Raw genomic sequence first — 23,810 nt, forward strand, 5'->3', positions numbered from 1 at the left:
GCCGGGCTCTCACACCTGGTCAGCAGCTGAGTCAGCAGCTGAGTCAGCAGCCGAGCCAGCAGCCGAGCCAGCAGCACGGGCCGGCGCCCGCCCGGCGGCCGCGTCGGCGAACGCCCGCTCCAGGCCCTCGGCGAGCAGGCCGACCTGCCACTCGCGTGCCCCGCGACCGCGCAGGAACTCCGCGATCCCCGCCGCGTCGGCGCCGGCCGGCGGCGTCCAGCACAGGCGGCGCAGCGCATCGGGCTGCAGCAGGTTCTCCACCGGCACGTTGTGCTCGGCGGACAGCCCGGTCACGAGCTCGCGCGCGGACGCCAGGCGCCGGGCCGCCGCCGGGTCCCGGTCGCCCCAGGTGCGAGGCGGCGGGGGACCGTCGGACCGGGGGCCACGGACCGTGGGCAGCTCGGCGTCGGGCAGGGCCCGCGCCTCGTCGATCGCGCGCTGCCAGTAGGCCGCGCGACGCTTGGTGCCCTTGCCCCCGAACTCCTGCAGGGCCACGAGCTGACCCGCCGTGCGCGGCATGGCCTTGGCCGCCGCGACGATCGCCCGGTCCGGCAGCACCCGGCCCGGCGAGACGTCCCGTGCCCGGGCGCTCGCGTCACGGGCCAGCCAGAGCGCCCGCACGGCGGCGACCTGTCGCGGGTTGCGCAGCACGTGCATGCCGGACGTGCGCCGCCACGGGTCCACGCGGGGTGCCGGCGGGGGAGCGGTCCGCACGGCCTCGAACTCCTGGGCCGCCCACTCGGCCTTGCCCGCGGCCTCCAGCCGTTCGGCGAGGCGGTCCCGGAGCTCGACCAGCACCTCGACGTCGAGCGCGGCGTACCGCAGCCAGTCCTCGGGCAGCGGGCGGGTGGACCAGTCCACCGCCGAGTGCTCCTTGGCGAGCCCGAGGCCCAGCACCTCGGCCACGACGGCGGCCAGCCCCACCCGCTCCATGCCCAGCAGGCGCGCGGCGAGCTCGGTGTCGAAGATCCGGGCGGGGCGCAGGCCGTGCGCGGCGAACCCGGGCAGGTCCTGCGAGGCGGCGTGCAGCACGAACTCGGCGTCGCCCACGGCCTCGCCCAGGGCGGAGAGGTCCGGCACGCCGACCGGGTCGATCAGTGCCGTGCCCGCGCCCGCGCGGCGGAGCTGGACCAGGTAGGTGGCCTGGCCGTACCGGTACCCGGAGGCGCGCTCGGCGTCGCCGGCGACCGGTCCGGTCCCCGCGGCGAAGGCCTCGACGACCCGCGCGAGCACGGCCTCGGTCGCGACGACGTCGGGCAGCCCGTCGGCGGGCTCGGTCAGCGGGGTGACGGGTGGCGGCACGGGCGTCGATGTCTCCGCAGGGACTCCTCGCTCCGTGGTGGTCATGGGCCTACCGTATGGCGTTGCCTGGAAGGGCCGGTAAAGCGCCTGGTGAGAGCCGCGACGCCGTCGGGCAGCGGGGGCACTCCCGCCGCCATGGCGAGCAGGGCCGCCCACGCACGCAGGTGCGTGCCGAGCTTGGCGTCGACCGGTGTCCACGACGCGCGGATCTCCAGGTCCACCGCGTCCGGCGTCCCGTCGAGCGCGCCGTAGCTCTGGGACAGCACGCGGGTGACGGTGCCGCCCTCGGCGACGGTTCCCGTGCCGGGCTCCAGGCCCGCGGCCTGGAGGCACTCGCCCACCCAGGACCAGGCGACGTCGGCCAGCAGCGGGTCCGCCGCCATCTCCGGCTCCAGGGTGGCGCGCACCATGGTCACCACGCGGAAGGTGCCGTGCCAGGCCTCCTGGCCTGCCGGGTCGTGCAGCACCACGAAGCGGCCGGTGGCCAGGGGCTCGTCGTCGTGGTCGTGGTCGTCCGCCCCGGCCGGGCCGGGCGGCGGGCCAGGCAGCACGTCGCCCGCCAGGGCCACGCTGAACGGCGCCACCCGGCGTGGCGCCGGGATCTCCGTGAGGCGCACCTCGGTACGCAGCGCCTGACGCCGCAGGTCGGCGAGGGCTGCTGCGAAGTCGACGGGAACGCCGGTGGGCGGGCCGCTGGTCACCACTTCACCGTACGTCCACCTGACGTCCACCGGGTGGAGGCGCGCGGCTGTCTCCGGATCGTGACCTGCGTCGCCGTCCGTTCCCGGGCACTACTAGGCTGACGGAGGGGCACGGCGCGCCGCGCGTGGGCCGGCCCGGTTCCCACTGGAGAAGGAGCAAGAACGTGTCAGGCACAGCACAGATCGGCGTCACCGGGCTGGCGGTGATGGGGCGCAACCTCGCGCGGAACTTCGCACGGCACGGCTACACGGTGGCGGTCCACAACCGCTCCTACGCCAAGACCGAGTCGCTGGTGGCGGAGCACGGCGACGAGGGCACCTTCGTGCCCAGCGAGTCGATGGCCGACTTCGTCGCGTCGCTCGAGCGGCCGCGCAAGGTGGTCATCATGGTCAAGGCGGGCGGTCCGACGGACGCCGTCATCGACGAGCTCGTGCCCCTGCTGGAGGAGGGCGACATCGTCGTCGACGCCGGCAACGCGCACTTCCCGGACACGATCCGGCGCGAGGCGGCGCTCAAGGAGCACGGTCTGCACTTCGTGGGCACCGGTGTGTCCGGCGGCGAGGAGGGCGCGCTGAACGGCCCGTCCATCATGCCGGGCGGTACGCGCGAGGCGTACGAGTCCCTGGGCCCGATCCTGGAGGACATCTCCGCGAAGGTGGACGGCGTGCCCTGCGCCACCTACGTGGGCTCCGACGGCGCCGGGCACTTCGTCAAGATGGTGCACAACGGCATCGAGTACGCCGACATGCAGCTCATCGCCGAGGCGTACGACCTGCTGCGCCAGGGCCTGGGTGCCTCCGCGGCGGAGATCGGCGAGATCTTCGCGCAGTGGAACACGGGTGACCTCGAGTCGTTCCTCATCGAGATCACGGCGGACGTCCTCAAGCACACCGACGCGGACACCGGCAAGGCCTTCGTGGACATCATCCTCGACCAGGCCGAGCAGAAGGGCACCGGCCGCTGGACCGTGCAGAACGGTCTCGACCTCGGCGTGCCGATCACGGGGATCGCGGAGGCGACGTTCGCCCGCGCCCTGTCCGGCTCGGTGCCGCAGCGCGAGGCGGCGCGTGCCGCCCTGCCCGCGCACGCGCAGGCGTGGGAGGTCAAGGACCGCGACGCGTTCATCGAGGACGTGCGCCAGGCCCTGTACGCCTCCAAGGTGGTCGCCTACTCGCAGGGCTTCGACCAGATCGCCGCGGCCGCCGCGGAGTACGGCTGGGACATCGACCGGGGCGCCATGGCCCGGATCTGGCGCGGCGGCTGCATCATCCGCGCCCGGTTCCTGAACCGCATCACCGAGGCGTACGAGCGGGACGCGGACCTGCCGCTGCTGCTCGCCGACCCGTACTTCACCGACGCCGTCGCGAGCGGCCTGCCCGCCTGGCGCCGCGTCGTCGCCGGTGCGGCACAGAACGGCGTGCCCACGCCCGCGTTCTCCTCGTCCCTGGCGTACTACGACGGCGTCCGCGCCGAGCGGCTGCCGGCCGCCCTGGTGCAGGCGCAGCGCGACTTCTTCGGGGCGCACACCTACAAGCGCGTCGACCGCGAGGGCACGTTCCACACCGAGTGGTCCGGCGACCGCACGGAGGCCGAGGCGTGAGGGGTCTCCCCGCGGAGCAGGGGCCGGTAGGCGGCGGGGAGCAGCCCGTGCCGGAGATGCTGGTGGTGGGTGTCGGCGGCGACGTCGGGATGTACGCCCTGGTGCGTGCGTTCCACGAGCAGTACCGCACCCGCGCCATCGTGCTGTCCAAGGTGGCCACGCGCGCCATGCAGGACTCGGCGATCGCCGAGAACGTGGTGGTGCCGGGCCTGGACGAGGTGGACGTGTTCCTGTCCACCCTGGAGGGCGTGGCGCAGCAGCACCGGGACAAGACGCTCGTGCTGCTGACGAACGCCGACTGGCACGTGCGGACCGTCATCCTGAACCGGGAGCGGCTGGAGGCGGCGGGCTACGTGCTGCCGTACCCGTCGCTCCCGGTCCTGGAGCAGGTGAGCAGCAAGGAGGGTTTCGCCGAGGTCTGCGACCAGCTCGGCATCCCGACGCCGCGCACCGTCGCCGTCGACGTCGCCAAGCTGGTGGCCGAGGGCGGCCGCGCCGCCGTGCCCGCACTGGAGGTGGACCTCCAGTACCCGGTGGTCGGCAAGCCGTCCAACAGCGCCGAGTGGTACTACGTGGACTTCCCCGGCAAGGCGAAGATCCACCACATCGACTCCCGCGAGGAGCTCGACGTGATCCTGGGCCACCTGGCGGACGCGAGCTTCCCGGGCACGTTCCTGGTGCAGGAGTTCATCCCGGGCGACGAGACGCAGATGCGGTCCCTGACCGCCTACCGCGACACGTCGGGCGCGGTGACGATGCTCGCCACGGGCCGGGTGCTCCTGGAGGAGCACACGCCGGGCACGCTCGGCATCCCGGCGGCGATCCTCGTGGAGCCGTACGACGACGCCATGGACGCCGCCACGCGCTTCCTCGACGCGACCGGCTACGTGGGCTTCGCGAACTTCGACTACAAGCTGGACCCGCGCACGGGGCAGCACGTGTACTTCGAGGTGAACCCGCGCATCGGCCGGAACAACTACTACGTGACGGCCGGCGGGGCCAACGTGGCCCGCGTGCTCGTGGAGGACTGGGTGCTGCACCGCCCCATCCGCGCGGTGCGTGCCGTGCGCGAGGTGCTGTACACGGTGGTGCCGTTCGGGCTGCTGTCGAAGTACGTGCTGGACCCGGAGCTCAAGGCCCGGCTCAAGGCGCTCAAGGCGAGCGGCGACGTGGTCAACCCGCTGAAGTACGACGGCGACTCCGGCCTCAAGCGCCGGCTCATCGTCGAGGCGATCACGCAGAACTACCGCCGCAAGTACGCGCAGTACTACCCGGAGCCGACGTCCACGGGGTACTGACCCACCTGCCCGTTGCCGACGCCCAGGTCATCCCGGTGACCTGGGCGTCGGCACGTCCGGGGCGTTTTCATCCATGGGGAGTTCTGCCCTTTTTCACACTTGTGCGCCGCGTGCGGCATCGGGACACTATGTGCGCACTTGCCGGAGATTTCCGGCACAAAACGTGAGAGAGGCTTCTTCCTGATGTCGTTCATCGAGTCCATCCGGACCGTGCTGTCGAAGTACGCGACGTTCGGCGGCCGTGCCCGCCGGTCCGAGTTCTGGTGGTACTACCTGGCCTACGGGATCCTGATGGCCGTGCTCTACTTCGCGCTGATCGTCCCGGGCCTCACCGAGTACACGACGGCCACCATGGAGTACGCCATGGCTGGTGACCCGTCCGCCGCGGTGCCGACCATGCCCGGCTCCCTCGCGACCGGCTACCTCGTCGTGTCGCTCGTCGCGCTCGGCCTGCTCCTGCCGACGCTCGCCGTGGTCGTCCGCCGCCTGCACGACACCGGCAAGTCCGGTGCCCTCGCGTTCCTGCTGCTGATCCCGGTCGTCAACGTGATCCTGCTCATCGTCTGGGGCGCGTCCGCCGGCACCCCGGGCCCGAACCAGTTCGGCCCCGACCCCAAGGCCGTGGAGCAGGTCCCGGCCGCCTGAGGCCCGCCCATGAGCATCATCGACTCCGTCCGGACCTGCCTGCGCCGGTACGCCGTGTTCAGCGGCCGGGCCCGGGCCTCGGAGTACTGGTTCTTCTACCTCGCGCTGGCGATCGTGAACGCCGTGATCTTCGTGGCGCTCCTGATTCCCGCCCTGGTCACGATGGACCCGGTCACGCAGGAGCCGGGAGTGCTCGGGTCGATCGGCTCGACGCTCCTGGGTCTCGTCGTGCTGGGCACGTTCGTGCCGCTGCTGGCCGCGGGCGTGCGTCGTCTGCACGACACGGGTAGGTCCGGCTGGTTCTACCTGCTGTGCCTGGTCCCGTTCGTGGGCGGCATCGTGATCATCGTGCTGCTCGCCCTGCCGGGCGAGCCCGGGCCCAACCGGTTCGGGCCCGACCCGCGGTCCGTGCCGCAGCAGGTCGCGGCCTGACCTAGTCTGGGCCGCATGAGCCTCGCCCGCCCCGTCCTCGTCGTCGGGGCGGGCGGTTTCGTCGGCAGCCGGGTCGCACGCGGCCTGGCTGCCGACGGCCGTCCGGTCCTCGCGGCGTCCCGCCACCCGCTGCCCGACGGCGCCTCGCGCGCCGGTCTCGTCGCCGTCCGCTACGACACCGCCGCCGACCTGGCCGCCGCCGTCCGCGCCGCCTGCGCGGACGCCGGGACCCCGCTGCCCGGGGCCGTCGTGGCGTCGATCGGCGGCTGGCACAAGGGCGCGGCCCTGCTGGACACCGACCCGGACGACTGGTCCGCGACGCTGGCCTCCCACCTCACCGCGCACCTCGACGTCGCCCGCGCGCTCGTGCCCCTCCTGGAGCCCGGTGACCCCTACGTGGTGCTCAACGGCGCCGCGGCCCGCGAGGCCATGGCCGGCTCCGGCGCCATCAGCGTGACCGGCGCCGGGCTGGCGATGCTGGTCCAGGTGCTGCGTCTGGAGGCCGCGCAGACGTCGGCGCCGCGCTTCCACGAGCTCGTCGTCGACCACGCCGTCGCGGGCGACGACCGCAACGAGGACCCGGCCCAGACCCGCACCCCGGCCCAGGTGGTGCGCGCCCTCGGCGAGGTGCTGGACGACCCGGGCGCGCCCGCCGTCGTGCACGTGTGACGTTGCTCTCGTGGCAGGTCACCGGCGGTGCGCCGCCGGTAACCTACTGATTCGTGACAGCCGCTCCCACCACCGAGACCCACCCTCTCGCCACCGCCCTGACCGCGGTCAGGCCGCAGGTTCCCGTCGACCGGCTCGTCACCGATCTTGTCCCGCCACGCCACTTCGCCCGGGCCCGCTTCGCCACCTACCGCGCCAACCCGGCGCACCCCAGCCAGGGCCGCGCCCTGGCCCGGCTCCAGGAGATCGCCGAGCAGGTCGCGGCCCCGCGGCGCGGCCTCTTCGCGCGGCGCAAGGCCGCCCCGGCGGTCTACCTCGACGGCGGCTTCGGCGTGGGCAAGACCCACCTGCTCACCTCCCTCGCGCACGCCGTCGGCGAGGCGCTCGGCACCGACGCCGTCGCCTACGGCACCTTCGTGGAGTACACCAACCTGGTGGGCGCGCTCGGCTTCCGGCCCACGGTCGAGGCGCTCGGCGCCAAGAAGCTCGTCTGCATCGACGAGTTCGAGCTCGACGACGCCGGCGACACCACCCTCATGTCGCGCCTGATGCGTGAGCTCGCCGACCGGGGCGTCGCCCTGGCCGCGACGTCGAACACGCTGCCCGGCGCGCTGGGCGAGGGGCGGTTCGCCGCCCAGGACTTCCAGCGCGAGATCAAGGCGCTGTCCGACCGGTTCGAGACCCTCCGTGTGGACGGCGAAGACTACCGCCACCGCGACGTCGTCACCGACACCGAGCCGCTGACCGAGGCGGAGGTCACCGCCGCGGCGGCGGCCCGCCCCGGCACCACCCTCGACACGTTCGACGACCTGCTGGCCCACCTCGCCACCGTGCACCCCAGCCGCTACGGCGCGCTGCTCGACGGCGTCACCGCCGTCGCGCTGACGGGTGTGCACCCCGTGACGGCGCAGGCCGTGGCGCTGCGCCTGGTGGTGCTGGTGGACCGCCTCTACGACCGCGACGTGCCGGTGCTGCTGGGCGGCGACGGCGACACCCGGACCCTGTTCACGCCGGAGATGCTCGCGAGCGGCTACCGCAAGAAGTACTACCGCGCCCTGTCCCGCCTGGGCGCGCTCGCGGAAGAGGGCCGCGCCCTGGTCTGACCGGGTCCGTCAGGTGGCGGCGAGGCGGGCCTTCTCCGCCTCCACGTCGAAGTCCGCGGGCGGCCAGGACAGGTCCAGGGAACGCAGCGCCGTGCCCAGGAGCTCCGTGACCGCCAGCCGGGCGTACCACTTGCGGTCCGCGGGGACGGCGTACCACGGCGCCACGTCGGTAGAGGTGCGGTCCAGGAGCTCCTGATAGGCGGCCAGGTACTCGGGGAGCTTGAGGCGCACGTCGATGTCGCTCGGGTTGTACTTCCAGTGCTTGTCCGGCCGGTCCAGCCGCTCGGCCAGCCGCGCCTTCTGCTCGTCGGGCGACACGAACAGCGCCACCTTCACGATCAGCGTGCCCGACGCGGCCACCTCCGCCTCGAACTCGTTGAGCTCGCGGAAGTGCCTGCGCCAGGTCCGTACCGGCTCCAGGCGGTCCACCCGGACCACCAGGACCTGCTCGTGGTGGGACCGGTCGAAGACCCCGAGGTAGCCCGGCCGGGGCAGCGCGTTGCGCACGCGCCACAGGTACCCGTGCTCCTTCTCCTCGGCGGTGGGAACGCCGAAGCCGCGGTGCATCACGCCCTGCGGGTCCACCATGCCCACCACGTGCCGCACGATGCCGCCCTTGCCCGACGTGTCCAGCCCCTGCAGCACGAGCAGCACCGACCGGTCGCCACCCGTGCGGCCGTGCGCGAACAGGCGCTCCTGGAGGTCGGCGAGCTCGGGGGCGCGGGCGGCCATGAGCGCCTCGCCGTCCTGCTTCCGGCCCGCCCAGCCGGGTGTCGACGCCGGGTCCAGGGCGCTCAGGTCGGTGCCGCGCGTCCAGCGCAGCGCCTCCGTGGCCGGGGTGGTCCAGAAGGAGCCGGGCGTCCGCGGCGTCGTCGCCTGCGCGGCCTCGGCCGTCAGCGCCTTGTTCTTCGGGGCCTTCGTCTTCGAGCCCTTGGCCTTCGGAGCCTTCGCCATCGGTGCCTCCTCGCCCCCGTCCCGCGGCTGCGGGGCGGGCCGGTCCCGGGTGCGGCCGGTGCGACCGTCCCGGGACCAGGCTCCCAGGTCAGCTCTCGGCGCGCAGCACGGCCGTCATCCGCGGGGGCACGGTGAGGGTGTCGCCCACGAGGCGCGTGGCGCCCGGCTCCCAGGCCGCCGCCAGCCGGAACGCCCCGGGCAGCGGCGCCCGGACCGCGCCGTCGGCGGGCCGCAGCAGGCTGCCCAGGCGCAGCGCGGCGAGGCCGTGGCCGGTGTTGAGCACGAACGCGAGGCTGCCGCGCAGCACCGCGATCACGGACCGGTCGGCGGTGGAGCGGATCTCCAGCGGCAGGTCCAGCTCGTCGGTCACGGCGTGCCGGATCTCGATCAGCTCGCGTGCCCACCGCACCAGCCGCCGCTCGTTCTCGTTGCGGGGCACCACCGGCGCGTGCACGGTGTCCAGCACGAGGGGGTTGCCCGCGAGGATCACCGTGGCCAGCACGCTCGCGCGGATGTCCACGTCGTCCACGGCCAGCAGGGCCGTGGCCGGGCTCTCCTCGCCGGTCCACGGGACGGTGAGCTGCGTCGCGGGCAGCCGCGTGATGTCCTCGACCACGCTCGCGCCGGCCCGGACGCGGCTGCGGCGCCCGCCGTTCTGCCGGGTCGCGCGGCGTACCGACGGGTGCACCAGGTCGGCGAGCATCTGCAGCGCCTGGATGTCCTCGTCCTTGCCCGGGCCGGACAGGATGCGCAGCAGGATCGAGGTGAGCCGGTCGCTGCGGCCGGGGCCGTCCACGAGCAGGCTGAACCGGCGGTCGAGCTGTTCGCCCAGCCCCACCACGTAGTCCGCCAGCTCACCCAGGAACGGGTTGGGGGAGCGGTCCACGAGCGCGTCGACGTCCAGCACCAGGCCGTCCACGTGGTACTCGCGCAGCCAGTGCCGCGCGTCGTCGACCAGGAAGTCGCGCGGGCCGCGGCTGCCGCTGCCGTCGAGGTTGATACGGTCGCCCACGTAGTCCGTGCGGACGGTCGGGGCCGACGGCACCTTGCCGGCCCGGGTGCCGATGCTCGGCACCTGCCCGGTGCGGAGCTGGATGGGTCCGGTGCGGGGCCGGTCCAGCGGCACCTGTCCCGTCCGGGGGCGCATCGCCTGCAGGGCGTGGTCGCCGGCGTCGCCCAGGTCCGAGCGCGGCGGCCGCGGGCGGCCGCCGCCCATCAGATAGGGGCCGTACGCCTCCAGGCCGAGCTCCTCGGCCACGGCCCAGCGGTACGGGATGTCGAGCACGACGGCCAGACCCGCGGCGTGCGCGGCGTCGACGAACCGCTGCAGCGCCCGCGGGCCGCCGTAGGGCTCGTGCACCGAGTAGAGGCGCACACCGCGCGACGGGCCGCGGGCCGGGTCGAACGCCGCGACGGGCGCGAGCTCGATGCCGTGCACGCCCAGCTCCGCGACCGTCGGCAGCAGCGCCGCGGCGGCGTCGAGGGTGCCCTCGGGCGTGAACGTCTCGACGTCCACGTGCATGAGCACGCTGGTGGACAGGTCGGGCGGGGACCACGTGCCGTCGGTCCACTCGAAGGCGGGGTCGAAGACCCTCGTGGGCCCGTGGATGCCCTGCGGCAGCCACACGCTGCGCGGGTCGGGCAGCAGCGGCCCGCCGTCCACGGAGTAGCCGTAGTCGGTGCCGTGCCCGAGCACGCTGTCGGCGCCCCAGTACCCCGGCTCGCCGGCACCCACGAGGCGCAGCGGCATGTGCTCCGGTTCCTCGTAGGGGTCGTACGGCACCAGCACCTCGATGATGCGGGCGCGCGGCGCCCACACCACCGGTCTGGGCCCGGGAACAGGCATGTCAGGCCCAGGTCGGGGCGGTGGTGTGGTTCCCCCGGTTCCACTCCTCGGTCCGGTCACGGCCGACAGCCTAGCCCGCTGTCCGGGATGGGCGAGTCAGTACCACCACGCTGTGGGCCGTCACGGACAGACCCGTGCCGGCCTCCAGCACCGTGCCGGGCTCCGCGCTGCCGTCCGTGTCCAGCACCACGGTCCACTCCGGGCCGTACGCGACAGGCGGCAGGGTGAAGTCCAGGGCGCCCGAGTGGGCGTTGAGCAGGAGCAGGAACGAGTCGTCGACCACCGCCTCGCCCCGGGACCCGGTCTCCGTGATCGCGTCACCGTTGAGGAACACGGTCACCGTGCGGGCGTAGGACTGGTGCCAGTCCGTGTCGTCCATGCGGGCGCCGGTCAGGTCGAGCCACTCGATGTCGGCCGGGCCCTGCGCGGCCGCCCCGGCCACCTGTCCGTCGAAGAACCGCCGGCGGTGCAGGATCGGGTGGTCGCGGCGCAGCCGGACCGCGTGCCGGGCGAACTCCAGCAGCGCCCTGCGCTCGTCGTCGAGCTCCCAGTCCATCCAGGTGAGCTCGTTGTCCTGGCAGTAGGCGTTGTTGTTGCCGTCCTGCGTACGTGCCAGCTCGTCGCCGTGGGCGATCATCGGCACGCCCTGGCTGAGCATGAGCGTCACCAGGAGGTTGCGGCGCTGGCGGGCGCGCAGCTCGCGGACCTCCGGGTCGTCCGTGGGGCCCTCGACGCCGCAGTTCCAGGACCGGTTGTGGTTCTCGCCGTCCTGGTTGTCCTCCCCGTTGGCCTCGTTGTGCTTGCGCTCGTAGGAGGTGAGGTCGGCGAGCGTGAAGCCGTCGTGCGCCGTGACGAAGTTGATGGACGCGCTGGGCATGCGGCCGCTGTGCTCGTACAGGTCGCTGGACCCGGTCAGCCGGGAGGCGAACTCCGGCAGCGTGGCGGGCTCGCCGCGCCAGAAGTCGCGCACCGTGTCCCGGTACCGGCCGTTCCACTCGGTCCACAGCGGCGGGAACCCGCCCACCTGGTAGCCGCCGTCGCCCAGGTCCCACGGTTCGGCGATGAGCTTGACCTGGGAGATCACCGGGTCCTGGTGCACGATGTCGAAGAACGCGCTCAGCCGGTCCACCTCGTGGAACTGCCGGGCCAGCGTGGCCGCCAGGTCGAAGCGGAAGCCGTCGACGTGCATCTCCTCGACCCAGTAGCGCAGCGAGTCCATGATGAGCTGCAGCACGGCGGGGGAGCGCATGAGCAGCGAGTTGCCGGTGCCGGTGGTGTCGAAGTAGTGCGCGTCGTCGCCGTCGACCAGCCGGTAGTAGGCGGCGTTGTCGATGCCCCGGAAGCCCAGGGTGGGGCCCAGGTGGTTGCCCTCGGCGGTGTGGTTGTAGACCACGTCGAGCAGCACCTCGATGCCCGCCTCGTGCATCGCCTTGACCATGGCCTTGAACTCCATGACCTGCTGGCCGCGGCTGCCGTACCCGGCGTACCCGTTGTGCGGCGCGAAGAACCCGATGGTGTTGTAGCCCCAGTAGTTGGTCAGGCCCTTGGCCGCCAGCGACGGGTCGGTGACGAACTGGTGCACGGGCATGAGCTCGACGGCGGTGACCCCGAGCTTCGTCAGGTGCTCGATCACGGCCGGATGGGCCAGCCCGGCGTAGGTGCCGCGCAGCTCGTCCGGCACGTCGGGGTGGCGCATCGTGAGGCCCTTGACGTGCGCCTCGTAGATCACCGTCTCGTGGTACGGCGTGGCCGGCGGCCGGTCGTGCCCCCAGTCGAAGAACGGGTTGACCACCACGGAGACCATGGTGTGGCCCAGGGAGTCGGCGCCGTCCGGCGTCGTGCCCGTGGTGGCCTGCTCCACGTCGTCGAACGGGTAGGAGAACAGGGACGGGTCGCCGTCGAGGTCGCCGTCCACGGCTTTGGCGTACGGGTCCAGCAGGAGCTTGGCCGGGTTGCACCGGTGGCCCGACGCCGGGTCGTACGGCCCGTGCACGCGGTACCCGTACCGCGTCCCGGGGCCGACGCCGGGCAGGTAGACGTGCCACACGTGCGCGTCCGTCTCGGTGACCTCGACGCGGGTCTCGGTGTCGTCGTCCGCCAGCAGGCAGAGCTCGACGCGTTGCGCCACCGACGTGAAGAGCGCGAAGTTGGTCCCCGTGCCGTCGAACGTGGCGCCGAGGGGGTAGGGGCGCCCTGGCCAGGTCTGCATCGGACGATCATGACACCACCCGCCGCCGGACGGGGGGAGATGTCGTGGTAGGCGTGCCGTGCTCGTGGAGGCTTGGCGGGGATTCGAAATACTGTGCCAAGCGGATGCGAACAGGCCCCGGTTCCTGCGAGGATGGGGCCATGATCACGGGGGAACCCCAGTCCGCCGCCGAGCCTGTCGAGTCAGCTCCGACCGACCTGATCGACGAGTCCAACGCCTCCTATGCCCACATCGCGCCGCCGGCGGTCCGCCGCGTCGCGACCCGCCGTGGCCTGCTCGGGGGCGGTGACGTCTCCAAGGCGCCCCGCAACCTCGCCGGCTGCGAGCTCGACCCGATCTCAGGAGCGTCCAGCGGCGTCTCCTGGGACGACCCGGAAGAGCTCTGACCGAACGCCTGGCGGCTCAGCGCGGACGCCGCGCCGGGTCGACGGGGATGAGCCGCGGCATGCCCGCGGGCGCCACCTCGCTCAGCGCCAGGTAGCGTGCCTCGGCGCGGTGCAGCCGGATGTGCTCGTCGAGCGACCACTGCGGCCCGTTGGTGAGCGTCATGCCGCAGGAGCAGTCGATCTCCTCCCGGTCACCCGGCAGGTTCCGCACGAGCCCCACGGTGACGTGCGCGGCGCGGGCGTCGGCCTTGGCGCGGTGCATGGCGGCACTCACGGGCGCGTGTTCGGTCACGGCCCCACCCTACGTGCACTCAACGCACGGAACCGTGGGTGTGGTCGAGGGCCTGGAGCACGTCGTCCAGCAGGTCCGTCACGTCCTCCAGGCCCACCGACAGGCGCACGATCGACGGCGAGACCTCCGCCTCCGTGCCGCGCACCGACGCGTGGGTCATCGCGCTCGGGTAGTTGACCAGCGACTCGACGCCGCCGAGCGACTCGGCCAGCAGGAACACCTGCGTCGACTCGGCGAACGTGCGGGCTGCCGCCTCGCCGCCCGCCAGCTCCAGCGAGATCATGCCGCCGAACCGCGACATCTGGTGGGCGGCGATCTTGTGCCCCGGGTGGTCCGGCAGGCCCGGGTACAGCACGCGCGCGACGGCGGGGTGGTGCACCAGCCGCTCGGCGAGCGTCTGGGCGGTCTCGGAGTGGCGCTGCATGCGCACGGACAGCGTCTTGATGCCGCGGGTGGTCAGGAACGCGTCGAACGGGCTGGACACCGCGCCCGCGGCGAACTGCACGTAGCGCACCTGCTCCGCGAGCTCGTCGGCCCCGTCCTTGACGACGACGGCGCCGCCCACCACGTCGGAGTGCCCGCCGAGGTACTTGGTCGTGGAGTGCACCACGACGTCGGCGCCCAGGTCGAGCGGGCGCTGCAGCGCGGGGGAGGCGAACGTGTTGTCGACCACCAGCAGCAGGCCGTTCTCCTGCGCCAGCCCGGCGAGCGCGGGGATGTCGCTGATCTTCATCAGCGGGTTCGACGGCGTCTCGACCCACAGCACCTTGGACTCCGGCCGGATCGCGGCGCGCACGGCGTCGAGGTCGGCGGTGTCCACGGTCGTGTGTGCCACGCCCGCCCTGCCGTGCACGGTACGGATCAGGCGGTGCGTGCCGCCGTAGACGTCGTTCGGCACCAGCACGTGGTCCCCGGGTGCGACGACGGCGCGCAGCAGAGCGTCCTCGGCGGCCAGGCCGGACGCGAACGAGATGCCGTGCGCACCGCCCTCGATCGCTGCGAGCTGCTCCTCCAGCGCGGTGCGGGTGGGGTTGCCGCCGCGCGAGTACTCGTAGCCGCCGCGCAGGTTGCCGATGCCGTCCTGCGCGTAGGTGGAGGTGACGTGGATGGCGGGGATCGCGTCGCCCGTGGACGGGTCGGAGTGCTGTCCCGCGTGGATCGCGAGGGTGTCGAACCGGCTGGGCCTGGCGTCGTTCATGGTGGTCTCTCTTCGAGGTCGTGGTCGTGCGGTGGGGGCGGCCGTCAGACCGCGAGGTAGTCGAGCAGGTCGGAGCGGGAGACGACGCCGAGGGCCTTGCCCCCGTCGGTCACCAGCAGCGCCGTCTCGTCGGCGAGCGCGGCACGCAGCGTGCCGACGGGCTCGTTGACGCCGATGAGCTGCAGGGGGCGGCCGATCAGCCCGCCCACCTCGTCCGACAGGTTCGCCTTGCCGGCGAACACCCCGTCGAGCAGCTCGTCCTCGTGCACGGCGCCGGCGATCTCGCCGAGCACCACGGGTGGTTCCGCGGTCAGCACGAGCAGCTGCGAGACGCCGGACCGGGTCATCCGGTCGATCGCGTCGCGCACCGTGTCGGTCTGGTGCACGTAGAGCAGGGGCGGGGTGCGGTCGGCCTTGGCGGCCAGCACGTCCGCGACGGTGTGGTCCTCGATGGCGGGCGCGAACCCGTAGGACCGCATCCAGGTGTCGTTGAAGATCTTGCCGAGGTAGCCGCGGCCGCCGTCGGGCAGCAGGACCACCACGACGTCGTCCTCGGTCAGGTCGCGCGCCGCCTTGAGGGCCGCGACCACGGCCATGCCGCTGGAGCCGCCCACGAGGATGCCCTCCTCGCGGGCGAGCCGGCGGGTCATGGCGAACGACTCGGCGTCGGTCACCGCGATGATCTCGTGCGGCACGCTCGGGTCGTAGGCGGACGGCCAGAAGTCCTCGCCCACGCCCTCGACCAGGTAGGGGCGGCCGGTGCCGCCGGAGTAGACGGACCCCTCGGGGTCGGCGCCGATGATGCGCACCTTCTCGCCCGAGACCTCGCGCAGGTAGCGGCCGGTGCCGGTGATGGTGCCGCCGGTGCCGACGCCCGCCACGAAGTGGGTCACGCGCCCGTCGGTGTCGCGCCAGATCTCGGGGCCGGTGGTCTCGTAGTGCGACCGGGGACCGTTCGGGTTGGAGTACTGGTCGGGCTTGAAGGCGCCGGGGATCTCGCGCACCAGCCGGTCGCTCACCGAGTAGTAGGACTCGGGGCTGTCGGGGGCGACCGCCGTCGGCGTCACGACCACCTCGGCGCCGTACGCGGTCAGCACGTTGCGCTTGTCCTCGCCCACCTTGTCCGGCAGCACGAAGACGCAGCGGTAGCCGCGCTGCTGGGCCACCAGGGCGAGACCGACGCCGGTGTTGCCCGAGGTGGGCTCCACGATGGTGCCGCCGGGCTTCAGCTTCCCCTCGCGTTCGGCAGCGTCGATGATGCGGCCCGCGATGCGGTCCTTGGAGGACCCGCCGGGGTTGAGGTACTCGAGCTTGACCAGCACCGTGGCACTGGTGACGCCCTCGGTCACGTGGCTGAGCCGGACCAGGGGGGTGTTGCCGACGAGGTCAACGACAGAATTGACGTACTGCACCTGTTTCTCTTCCTGTTCTGCACGCGCGACGGCGCGCGCGGGGGACTGACGGACCGGGGTGGGTGGTCAGTGACAGCGACAGGAGAGGGGTGCGAGCACGTCGCAACTGTAGCGGCGCGGACCGCTCAGTGCGAGTGCGCGATGCCCAGCTCGTGCATCCGCTCGTGCTCCTCACGCTCCTTGATGCGCTGCGCGATGCGCGCCTGGACCTCCGCGCGGCGCAGCGGCGGCACGGTCTTGGGCGGCTGACGGCGTTCCGGCAGCTCGTCGAGCAGGCGCGTCACGATGTCCGCGATCTCGGCCGTGGCCCGCTCCACCGGGTCGCGGGTGGCGTCGCTCACCTTGGTGACGCCCGTGACCTTGCGCACGAACTGCAGGGCAGCGGCGGTGATCTCCTCGTCGGTGGCGGCCGGTTCCAGGCCGCGCAGCGTGGTGATGTTTCGGCACATGCTGACGACGGTACGCCGGACGGCGGCCGCGGGGGAGGGGCCGGCCGTCGGGCCACGCTCGACCAGGGTTGACCTACGTTTGGTTAAGTGATTTAGTCACTTGCCATGACTCAAGGTAGAGCCTCCTTCTCCGAGCAGCTCGCGGACGACATCGTGCAGCTCATCCGCTCCGAGAGCCTCGGCCCCGGCGACGTGCTGGAGTCCTCCCGCGAGCTGGCCAAGCGGTTCGCCGTCACCACCCCCACGGTCCGGGAGGCCCTGCGGCGGCTGGAGGCCACCGGCGTGGTCGAGCTGCGGCACGGCTCCGGCACGTACATCGGCCCCGGGATCGAGCGGTCGGTGCTGGCCAACCCGCACCGGCCGCACATCACCCGGGCCTCGGTGATCGAGCTGGTCGAGGCCCGCCTGGTCATCGAGCCTGGCGTCGCGGTCCTGGCGGCGAGCGCCCGCGACGCCGCCGCGCTGCAGCGGCTGGAGGCGGCGACGGCCACGGCGCTGCAGCCGCCGGTGCACGGGTACCGGCCGGCGCTGAACTTCCACGTGGAGCTGGCGGCGGCGTCGGGCAACGGGCTGCTGCGCGAGACCGTGGAGGCGCTGCTGCACGTGCGCGCCACGGAGCAGACCGAGATCCGGTTCCGGTACGACGACCGGCAGCGGGACCAGGCCGAGCACCTGGAGATCCTCTCGGCGGTGCGGGACGGTGACGGTCCGGCGGCCGAGCGGCTGGTCCGGGCGCACCTGACCACGATCCGGGAGTCCCTGGAGGCCGCGGACTTCGATGAGCCCGGGGCGACGTCGTGACCGCCCCGGACGTGCTGGCCGAGATGACCACCCGGGAGGCCGCCGACGCCGCCGCCGCCCGGGGCACGATCGTGCTGATCCCGGCGGGTGCGCTGGAGCAGCACGGGCCGGGCATGGCCCTCGGGACCGACCTGGTGCGCGCGGAGGGGGTGGTGGCGCAGGTCGCCGCCAACCTGTCCGGCCGGGTGGTGGTGGGCCCGTCGATCCCCGTGGGGGTCTCGCCGCACCACATGGCGTTCCCGGGCACGGTCACGCTGACCACGACGACGTTCGCCGCCGTGGTGCGCGAGTACGTGACGAGCCTGCACCGGCACGGCTGGACCCGGTTCCTGGTGGTCACCGGGCACGGCGGCAACAACGCGACCCTGACCACGGTGGCGCAGGACCTGCTGGTGTCCCTTCCGGGGGTCCAGCTCGCCTGGTCGCCGCTGACGTCGCTCGCCGGCGACGCCGTGGCCGCCATGGCCCCGAGCGCGGTGCACGGCCACTCCGGCGAGGCCGAGACCGCGCAGATGCTGCACCTCGCACCGCACCTGGTGCACACCGACCGTCTCGAGCCGGGTACCACGACCCCGGACCAGCTCGACGACGTCTCCCGGACGGCGCGCCACCACGCGCAGCCCGCCCTGACCCTGCCGTACGACCGCCTCAGCCCGAACGGCGTGCTCGGCGACCCTCGCCGGGCCACGGCGGAGGACGGCGCCGCGATCGTCACGGCGATGGTCGCCCGCATCACGACCTTCCTGGAGGAGTGGCTGGCCGCCTAGCGCCCACCCTGCTCCGACCCCCACGACGCACCTGGCCGCCAGGTGCCGGCTCCGCCCTGCCCGCAGACCGCGGGCGGGCCCGCAGAAAGGACTCGCATGTCAACGACGACAGCACCACACCGACACCACGCACGGCTCAGGCACCCCGCACGCCTCGGCGCGGCCCTCCTGGCCGCCGTGGCGCTCGCGGCCTCCGGTCTGGCCGGCGCGACCACGGCAGCCGCCGGGCCCGCCCCGGCCGGGGTCGTGCGGTCCGCCGGGTGCGGCGCGGACCCCGGCCAGGCGCCGGGCACCAGCGTGCTGCGCACCCTGGTCAGCGGCGGGCGGGAGCGCACCGTCCAGCTCCACCTGCCGGACGGCTACCGCAGCGACCGGGCCTGGCCCGTCGTGCTCGTGTTCCACGGGCGGGGCAACACGGGCGCCGGGACCGAGGCGTTCTCGGGTCTGGACGCCCTGCCGGCGATCGTCGCGTACGGCAACGGCGTGGTCGGCACCGGCGACGGCGACCGCCAGGCCTGGGAGGGCGCGCCCTACTCGGCGCCCGGCGTCGACGACGTCGCCTACACGAACGACCTGCTCGACACCCTGGAGTCCGGCCTGTGCGTGGACACCCGGCGCGTGTACGCGACCGGCAAGTCCAACGGCGCGGGGTTCACGGGCATCCTGGCGTGCGAGCTGTCGCACCGGATCACGGCGATCGCGCCGGTGGCGGCCGCGCTGTACGGCACGGGCCACCCCACCTGCGCGCCGGAGCGACCGGTCCCGGTCATCGACTTCCACGGCACCGACGACGCCACCATCCCGTACGACGGCGACGCCGGGCGCGGCCTGCCCGCGATCCCGGTCTGGGTGGACGGCTGGGCGGCGCGCAACGGCTGCGACCCGCGGCCCGACGTCGAGGAGACGGCATCCGACGTGACCACCACCCGCTGGACCGGTTGCCGTGCGGGTGCCGAGGTGACGCACGTGGCGGTGCTGGGCGGCGGCCACACGTGGCCGGGGGAGGACAGCTACTCCGGCGGCGGGTACGCCACGCACAGCATCGAGGCCCACGAGGTGATGTGGGAGTTCCTGCGGGACGAGCGGCTGCCGCTGCGGTCCGCCGGAGCCACGGGGGTGGCGTCATGACCGCCACGTCCACGTCGCCCAGCGGGCAGGACCGCCTGCCCGCCGTCCTGCGGGTGCTCGCCGTCGTCGAACGGCTCGGCAACGCGCTGCCGCACCCGTTCTGGCTGTTCTGGATCCTCGCGGCGATCCTCGGCGTGACCAGCGCCGGGCTGGCGGCGGCGGGCGTGTCGGTGGTCTCGCCGGCCGACGGCGAGACCGTCGTGGTGCAGAACCTGCTCAGCGGTGCGGGCCTGGCGATGGCCGTGTCCACGGCGGTGGACAACTTCGCGACGTTCGGGCCGATGGGCACCATCGTGGCCGTGATCATGGGCGTCGCCATCGCGGAGCGCACCGGGTTCCTGGCGGCGGCCATGAAGGTCTCCGTGTCCCGCGTGCCCGTGTCCTGGGTGGTGTTCGCCGTCGCGTTCGCCGGCACCGTCTCCCACGTCGCGAGCGCCGCCGCGTACATCATCCTGGTGCCGCTCGGCGGGCTCGCGTTCCGGGCCGTCGGCAAGTCGCCGATCCTCGGCGTCGTCGTGGCCTACACGTCCATCGCGTCCGGCTACGACGCGAGCCCGGTGCCGACGCCGAACGACGCGATCTTCGCCGGCATCACCACGGAGGCCGCGCGGATCATCGACCCCGCGGCGTACGTCTCCCCGGTGAGCAACTGGTTCTTCAACATCGGGTCCTCGCTGCTGCTGGCGATCGTGATCACGCTGGTCACCAACCTGGTGCTCGCCAGGCGCCCGGACCTGGACGCCGACCCCGACGCCGACCTGGACGACGTCGAGGGGCTGGAGCTGTCGGCCCGCGACCGGTCCGCGCTGCGCGCGGCGCTGCTGTCCGGGCTGGGCGCGGTCCTGGTGGTCGCCGCGGTGGTGCTGCCGCCGGCGTCGCCGCTGCGGGGTGAGGGCGGGAGCCTGACCGAGTCGCCGTTCCTGGACGGCATCGCGGCGATCGTGGCCGTGCTGTTCGCGCTGGTCGGCATCGTGTACGGGTGGCGGTCCGGGGCGATCACGACGGCCGGGGACGTGCCGCGGCTGATGGCCGAGGGCGTGCGGCAGATGGCGCCGGTGCTGGTGCTGTTCTTCGCCATCGCCCAGTTCCTCGCGTACTTCGACTGGACGCACATCGGCGACGTCATCGCGGTGAACTCCGCCGAGGCGCTGGAGACCAGCGGGGTGCCGATCTGGGTGGTGTTCCTGGCGATCCTCGCGCTGCTGTCCGTGGTCAACGTGCTGGTCACCAGCGGGTCGGCGATGTGGGCCATCGCGGCGCCGATCGTGGTGCCGATGCTCATGCTGCTGGACGTGCCCGCCGAGACCACGCAGGCGCTCTTCCGCATCGCCGACTCCGGATCCACGGCGATCACGCCGATGAGCCCGTACTTCGTCATGGCGCTGGGGTTCCTGCAGCGGTACCGCAAGGACGCCGGCATCGGCACCCTGGCCTCGTACACGCTGCCGCTGGCCGTGTGCATGACGCTCGCCTGGACGCTGCTGTTCTTCGCCTGGTGGGGACTCGGCATCCCGCTCGGGCCGGGTGCGCCGGTGCGGTGACCGGGCCCGGCTCGTGGCCCCGTCGCGCGCGGCGGCGGGGCCACGGCGAGGATGAGCGGTGATGAACGCGATCCTGCTGCTGCCCCTGGGCCTGGTCCTGCTCAACGTCTTCGCACTGGCCCTGGTGTTTCTGCGGGCACCGCTGTTCCGGCTGCCGGTGTACTGGCCGATGGTGCTCAACGTGGGGCTGTCCGTCGCGCCCGCCGTGGTGCTCGGCATCGGGCTGGCCCTGATGCTCGCGGTCATGGCCTTCGTGCCGAGCCAGGCGCTCCTGCTCACGGTGATCGCCGTGGTGCTCGTGGTGTGGGTGCTGCTGCTGCCCAACGCGGCCTACCTGGTGACCGAGCTGAACTTCTCCCACCGGCGGCCCACCGACGACCCGGCGCCGCTGTGGTACGACATCGTGATGGTGCTCGCCCTGGCCCTGTCCGGGGTACTGAACACGCTGTCGAACGTGCTGCTGGTGCAGCTCGCCTACATCATGATCGTGCGGCCCAACGACGACGACCCCTACCGGCACCCCGACTCCTGGCTGCTGGTGGGGGTCACGCTCGTGCTGGTGAGCGTGGGGATCTACCTCGGGCGCTACGTGCGGTTCAACACCTGGGACCTGCTGCACCCGGCCTCGTTCGCCCGCAAGCTCGCCGGGCACCTGAGGGTGCCGGCGAACCTGCGGGCGCTCGGGGGGTTCGTCGTCGTGCACGCGCTGTTCCTCGGGGTGCTGTACCTGCTGATCGTCGCCCCCGTGATGGTGCTCGTGGCCGCCGTGAGCCGGTGAGCCCGAGGCGTCCGGCTCGTCGTCAGTCCGGCAGGCCGGCGACCGCGAAGTACGTGGTGCAGGCGCCGCCCTCGGACTCGTAGCCGGTCGCCAGCTCCAGCACCTCGTCGCGCTCGGGCAGCGGCAGCAGGCTGGAGCTGTAGTTGGGGCAGTAGTTGTTCCACGGGTCGAGGATCGCGACCGGCGCGGCGGCCGTCGTCCACGGTGACTCGGGCGCGGCCTCGTTCGTCATGATCGTGGAACCGTTGCCGGGCAGCACCGCGCCGCCCGCCCCGTAGAGCATCTGGCCGACGGCGAGCAGCCGCCCGTCGGGGGTGCCGTCGTCGTACCAGCTCACGGTCGGGGCGTGCCGGAAGTGGGTGCCGTCGGCGGTGGCCACGCGGTGGCCGAGCTGGGCCGGGTCGCCCCAGCTCGTGCCGTCCGGGGAGCGCCGTACGTAGTGGCGGCAGTCCTGCCCCGGGCCGCAGATCTCGTAGCTCATGAGGTACGTGCCGTTCGGCAGGGTGCGCACGACCGGCATCCCGGGCCGCAGCGCGGGGTCGGCGGCGGCCACCACGTTCTCCAGCGGCCCCCAGGTGCGCCCGTCGGCCGAGATGGTCTGCACGAGCGTCTGGCTGTGCGTGGGCTGCTGGTTCTCGTCGGAGACGTACAGCACCAGGTCGCCGTCCGGGGTCACGGCGAACTCCGGCTCCCACAGGCCCTTCGTCCCTGCGGCCGTCGCCGCCGTCGAGACGTGCTCCCAGGTGCGGCCCTGGTCGCGGCTGGCCCAGACCGGCAGCGTCATGCGGCGGGTGGCCTCGTCCTGCTGCTGGCCCACGGACGCCGACCACAGCAGCGTGCCCGCCGGGAGGTCGCCCACCTGGCGCGGCAGCTCGAACAGGGTCGAGCAGCACAGGCCCTGCGCCGCGCCGGGGTCGGAGACGGTGCCGACCCGGTCGAAGGTGCGGCCGTCGTCGGTGCTGGCGAAGATCGCGCCGTGGCCCACGTCGCCCTCGAACGTGACCACGCTCGCGATGATCGTGCCGTCGGCCGCGCCCGAGTGCTCCAGCCGGATCGCGCGCGGGTAGAGGGCCGCCCCGTCCATCAGCCGGGTGCCGTTCACCGCCCCGCCGGGTGGTGGCGCGGCGGTCCCTGTGGCCGTGGCCGGGACGACCGCGGTGGTCAGGGTGAGCGCGGCGAGCGCCAGGACGGTGAGCGCGGGCCGGAGGAAACGTCGTACGACCATGGGTGCTACCTCTCTGATCGGCACTGATCTGATCGACACTGATCTCGGCGGCCACGGTAGTGACGGACCCACGCTTGAGTCAACGTTGCACCACCCCTGGCGGGATCACGCCCGGACCCGGGTGCGGTACCGCAGCGGGGACACACCCACCTCCCGCTTGAACGCGGTGCTGAACGCGCTCTCCGACGCGTAGCCGAGCTCGGCAGCCAGTGCGCCGACGCGGACGTCCTGGTGCCGCAGGGCGCGCCGGGCGAGCAGCATGCGCCACCGGTTCAGGTACGCGACGGGCGGGATCCCCGCCACGGCGCGGAACCGCTGCGCGAACGACGTCCGCGACATCGCGGCGGCGCGGGACAGCTCCGTCAGGCCCCACGCCCGGGCCGGGTCGGCGTGCATGAGGCCGACGGCGGGGCGCAGCCGGTCGTCCGCCAGCAGCCGCAGCCAGCCCGCGGGCGGTCCGGCCGGGTCGCCCGCGGCCTCGTCCGTCGTCTGCTCGATGTAGGCCCGCAGCACCTCCAGCAGCAGGAGCTGCCCGTGCTGCCGGACGGCGAAGGCCGTGCCGACCCGGTTCCCGGTCACCTCGACGGACAGCCGGTGCAGGGTGCCGCGCAGGTTGGTCGCGGCCACCCCGGACCCGCGCACGTGGGCCAGCGGCGGGAGCGCCTGGCTCAGCAGCGCGTGCCCTGCGGGGTCGAGGTCGACATGACCGCCGATGACGACGTCGCGCGCGGCGCCCGCGGACCCCGGCGGCGGGAGGGTGGCGAAGTCGGCGTCCGGCACGACCTCGCGGGGCGGTCCGTCGCCCGTGCCGCCCTCGGCCCGCAGCCACGTCCGCCCGTTCAGGACGGCGACGTCGCCGGGCCCCAGCGCGACGGGTCCGGCGCCGTCGGTGCTCAGGCGGGCGCGACCGCTGACCACCGCGAAGAACTTGATGCCCTCGATCTCGGCGCGCGAGACCCACGGCCCGTGCACGGCGAACCCGCCCGACACGAGGCCGCGCACCTCGACGAGGTCGAACACGGCGGAGAGCTGGTCCTCGATCACCTCCGTACTCTCGCGCAAGAAATACGCAC

General features: G+C 73.2%; 23 protein-coding genes. 12 read left to right on the forward strand and 11 right to left on the reverse strand.

What is annotated here, in order from left to right; genetic code table 11:
* Positions 1-9: 9 nt before the first annotated feature.
* Together ACO229_RS04815 and ACO229_RS04820 are read right to left on the reverse strand one after the other, a co-directional pair.
* Positions 10-1,347 carry an HRDC domain-containing protein gene (locus tag ACO229_RS04815; protein WP_423463981.1) on the reverse strand — a complete coding sequence of 446 codons (1,338 nt, stop codon included), beginning with the start codon at positions 1,345-1,347 and terminating at the stop codon, positions 10-12.
* Positions 1,344-2,003 (reverse strand): DUF3000 domain-containing protein, encoded by a 660-nt coding sequence (locus ACO229_RS04820; protein WP_423463982.1) that lies wholly within the window; start codon positions 2,001-2,003, stop codon positions 1,344-1,346. The genes ACO229_RS04815 and ACO229_RS04820 overlap by 4 nt, the downstream gene beginning before the upstream one ends.
* Positions 2,004-2,167: 164 nt before the next feature.
* Between ACO229_RS04820 and gndA the strand changes: the two genes are divergently transcribed.
* From gndA to zapE, 6 genes are all read left to right on the forward strand, one after another.
* Complete coding sequence (gndA, locus tag ACO229_RS04825; RefSeq protein WP_397413617.1) at positions 2,168-3,604, forward strand: NADP-dependent phosphogluconate dehydrogenase; 1,437 nt, start codon at positions 2,168-2,170, stop codon at positions 3,602-3,604.
* Positions 3,601-4,902, forward strand: coding sequence for a carboxylate--amine ligase (locus tag ACO229_RS04830; RefSeq protein WP_423463983.1), 1,302 nt, complete (start codon positions 3,601-3,603; stop codon positions 4,900-4,902). The genes gndA and ACO229_RS04830 overlap by 4 nt, the downstream gene beginning before the upstream one ends.
* A gap of 183 nt (positions 4,903-5,085) precedes the next feature.
* Entirely contained in the window at positions 5,086-5,547 is a 462-nt protein-coding gene (locus ACO229_RS04835; RefSeq protein WP_397413610.1) for a DUF805 domain-containing protein, read from the forward strand.
* A gap of 9 nt (positions 5,548-5,556) precedes the next feature.
* On the forward strand, positions 5,557-5,979 hold the full coding sequence (locus ACO229_RS04840; RefSeq protein ID WP_397413608.1) for a DUF805 domain-containing protein: 423 nt from the start codon (positions 5,557-5,559) through the stop codon (positions 5,977-5,979).
* Between the two features lie 15 nt (positions 5,980-5,994).
* Positions 5,995-6,648, forward strand: a complete 654-nt coding sequence (locus ACO229_RS04845; protein WP_423463984.1) for a hypothetical protein — start codon at positions 5,995-5,997, stop codon at positions 6,646-6,648.
* Positions 6,649-6,701: 53 nt separating this feature from the next.
* Positions 6,702-7,751 (forward strand): cell division protein ZapE, encoded by a 1,050-nt coding sequence (gene zapE / locus ACO229_RS04850; protein ID WP_397413606.1) that lies wholly within the window; start codon positions 6,702-6,704, stop codon positions 7,749-7,751.
* A gap of 9 nt (positions 7,752-7,760) precedes the next feature.
* Here zapE and ACO229_RS04855 read toward each other — a convergent pair whose 3' ends face one another.
* From ACO229_RS04855 to glgX, 3 genes are all read right to left on the reverse strand, one after another.
* Positions 7,761-8,705 (reverse strand): PPK2 family polyphosphate kinase, encoded by a 945-nt coding sequence (locus ACO229_RS04855; protein ID WP_423463985.1) that lies wholly within the window; start codon positions 8,703-8,705, stop codon positions 7,761-7,763.
* Positions 8,706-8,793: 88 nt separating this feature from the next.
* The gene (locus ACO229_RS04860; protein WP_397413602.1) at positions 8,794-10,551 is read right to left on the reverse strand and encodes a hypothetical protein; all 1,758 of its coding nucleotides are present in this window, start codon (positions 10,549-10,551) and stop codon (positions 8,794-8,796) included.
* Between the two features lie 70 nt (positions 10,552-10,621).
* Positions 10,622-12,760, reverse strand: a complete 2,139-nt coding sequence (gene glgX / locus ACO229_RS04865) for a glycogen debranching protein GlgX (RefSeq protein WP_423463986.1) — start codon at positions 12,758-12,760, stop codon at positions 10,622-10,624.
* A 140-nt stretch (positions 12,761-12,900) separates the two neighbouring features.
* Between glgX and ACO229_RS04870 the strand changes: the two genes are divergently transcribed.
* Positions 12,901-13,146 (forward strand): hypothetical protein, encoded by a 246-nt coding sequence (locus ACO229_RS04870; protein ID WP_119144404.1) that lies wholly within the window; start codon positions 12,901-12,903, stop codon positions 13,144-13,146.
* A gap of 16 nt (positions 13,147-13,162) precedes the next feature.
* Here ACO229_RS04870 and ACO229_RS04875 read toward each other — a convergent pair whose 3' ends face one another.
* From ACO229_RS04875 to ACO229_RS04890, 4 genes are all read right to left on the reverse strand, one after another.
* Positions 13,163-13,438 carry a hypothetical protein gene (locus ACO229_RS04875; RefSeq protein WP_397413598.1) on the reverse strand — a complete coding sequence of 92 codons (276 nt, stop codon included), beginning with the start codon at positions 13,436-13,438 and terminating at the stop codon, positions 13,163-13,165.
* A gap of 19 nt (positions 13,439-13,457) precedes the next feature.
* Positions 13,458-14,636, reverse strand: coding sequence for a cystathionine gamma-synthase (locus tag ACO229_RS04880; protein WP_423463987.1), 1,179 nt, complete (start codon positions 14,634-14,636; stop codon positions 13,458-13,460).
* A gap of 44 nt (positions 14,637-14,680) precedes the next feature.
* Complete coding sequence (locus ACO229_RS04885) at positions 14,681-16,048, reverse strand: cystathionine beta-synthase (protein ID WP_397413595.1); 1,368 nt, start codon at positions 16,046-16,048, stop codon at positions 14,681-14,683.
* Positions 16,049-16,173: 125 nt separating this feature from the next.
* Positions 16,174-16,497 carry a DUF2277 domain-containing protein gene (locus tag ACO229_RS04890; RefSeq protein ID WP_182617119.1) on the reverse strand — a complete coding sequence of 108 codons (324 nt, stop codon included), beginning with the start codon at positions 16,495-16,497 and terminating at the stop codon, positions 16,174-16,176.
* A 105-nt stretch (positions 16,498-16,602) separates the two neighbouring features.
* Here ACO229_RS04890 and ACO229_RS04895 point away from each other — a divergent pair, with 105 nt between their 5' ends.
* From ACO229_RS04895 to ACO229_RS04915, 5 genes are all read left to right on the forward strand, one after another.
* Positions 16,603-17,298 (forward strand): FadR/GntR family transcriptional regulator, encoded by a 696-nt coding sequence (locus ACO229_RS04895; RefSeq protein WP_397413594.1) that lies wholly within the window; start codon positions 16,603-16,605, stop codon positions 17,296-17,298.
* Entirely contained in the window at positions 17,295-18,065 is a 771-nt protein-coding gene (locus ACO229_RS04900) for a creatininase family protein (protein ID WP_423463989.1), read from the forward strand. Before ACO229_RS04895 ends, ACO229_RS04900 begins: the two co-directional genes overlap by 4 nt.
* 96 nt (positions 18,066-18,161) lie before the next feature.
* A complete protein-coding gene (locus tag ACO229_RS04905) occupies positions 18,162-19,193 on the forward strand; it encodes an alpha/beta hydrolase family esterase (RefSeq protein ID WP_423463990.1) in 1,032 nt (343 codons plus the stop codon).
* Positions 19,190-20,734 (forward strand): AbgT family transporter, encoded by a 1,545-nt coding sequence (locus tag ACO229_RS04910; RefSeq protein ID WP_423463992.1) that lies wholly within the window; start codon positions 19,190-19,192, stop codon positions 20,732-20,734. The genes ACO229_RS04905 and ACO229_RS04910 overlap by 4 nt, the downstream gene beginning before the upstream one ends.
* 61 nt (positions 20,735-20,795) lie before the next feature.
* Positions 20,796-21,512, forward strand: a complete 717-nt coding sequence (locus tag ACO229_RS04915; protein WP_397430667.1) for a DUF1361 domain-containing protein — start codon at positions 20,796-20,798, stop codon at positions 21,510-21,512.
* Between the two features lie 22 nt (positions 21,513-21,534).
* On the opposite strand, the gene ACO229_RS04920 is transcribed toward ACO229_RS04915, so the two are convergent.
* Positions 21,535-22,737, reverse strand: coding sequence for a sialidase family protein (locus ACO229_RS04920; RefSeq protein WP_423463993.1), 1,203 nt, complete (start codon positions 22,735-22,737; stop codon positions 21,535-21,537).
* A 105-nt stretch (positions 22,738-22,842) separates the two neighbouring features.
* Positions 22,843-23,781 (reverse strand): AraC family transcriptional regulator, encoded by a 939-nt coding sequence (locus ACO229_RS04925; RefSeq protein ID WP_423463994.1) that lies wholly within the window; start codon positions 23,779-23,781, stop codon positions 22,843-22,845.
* Positions 23,782-23,810: the final 29 nt, after the last annotated feature.

It is taken from the genome of Promicromonospora sp. MS192 (assembly GCF_049532985.1).
In the GTDB taxonomy this organism is placed as follows: Bacteria; Actinomycetota; Actinomycetes; order Actinomycetales; family Cellulomonadaceae; genus Promicromonospora.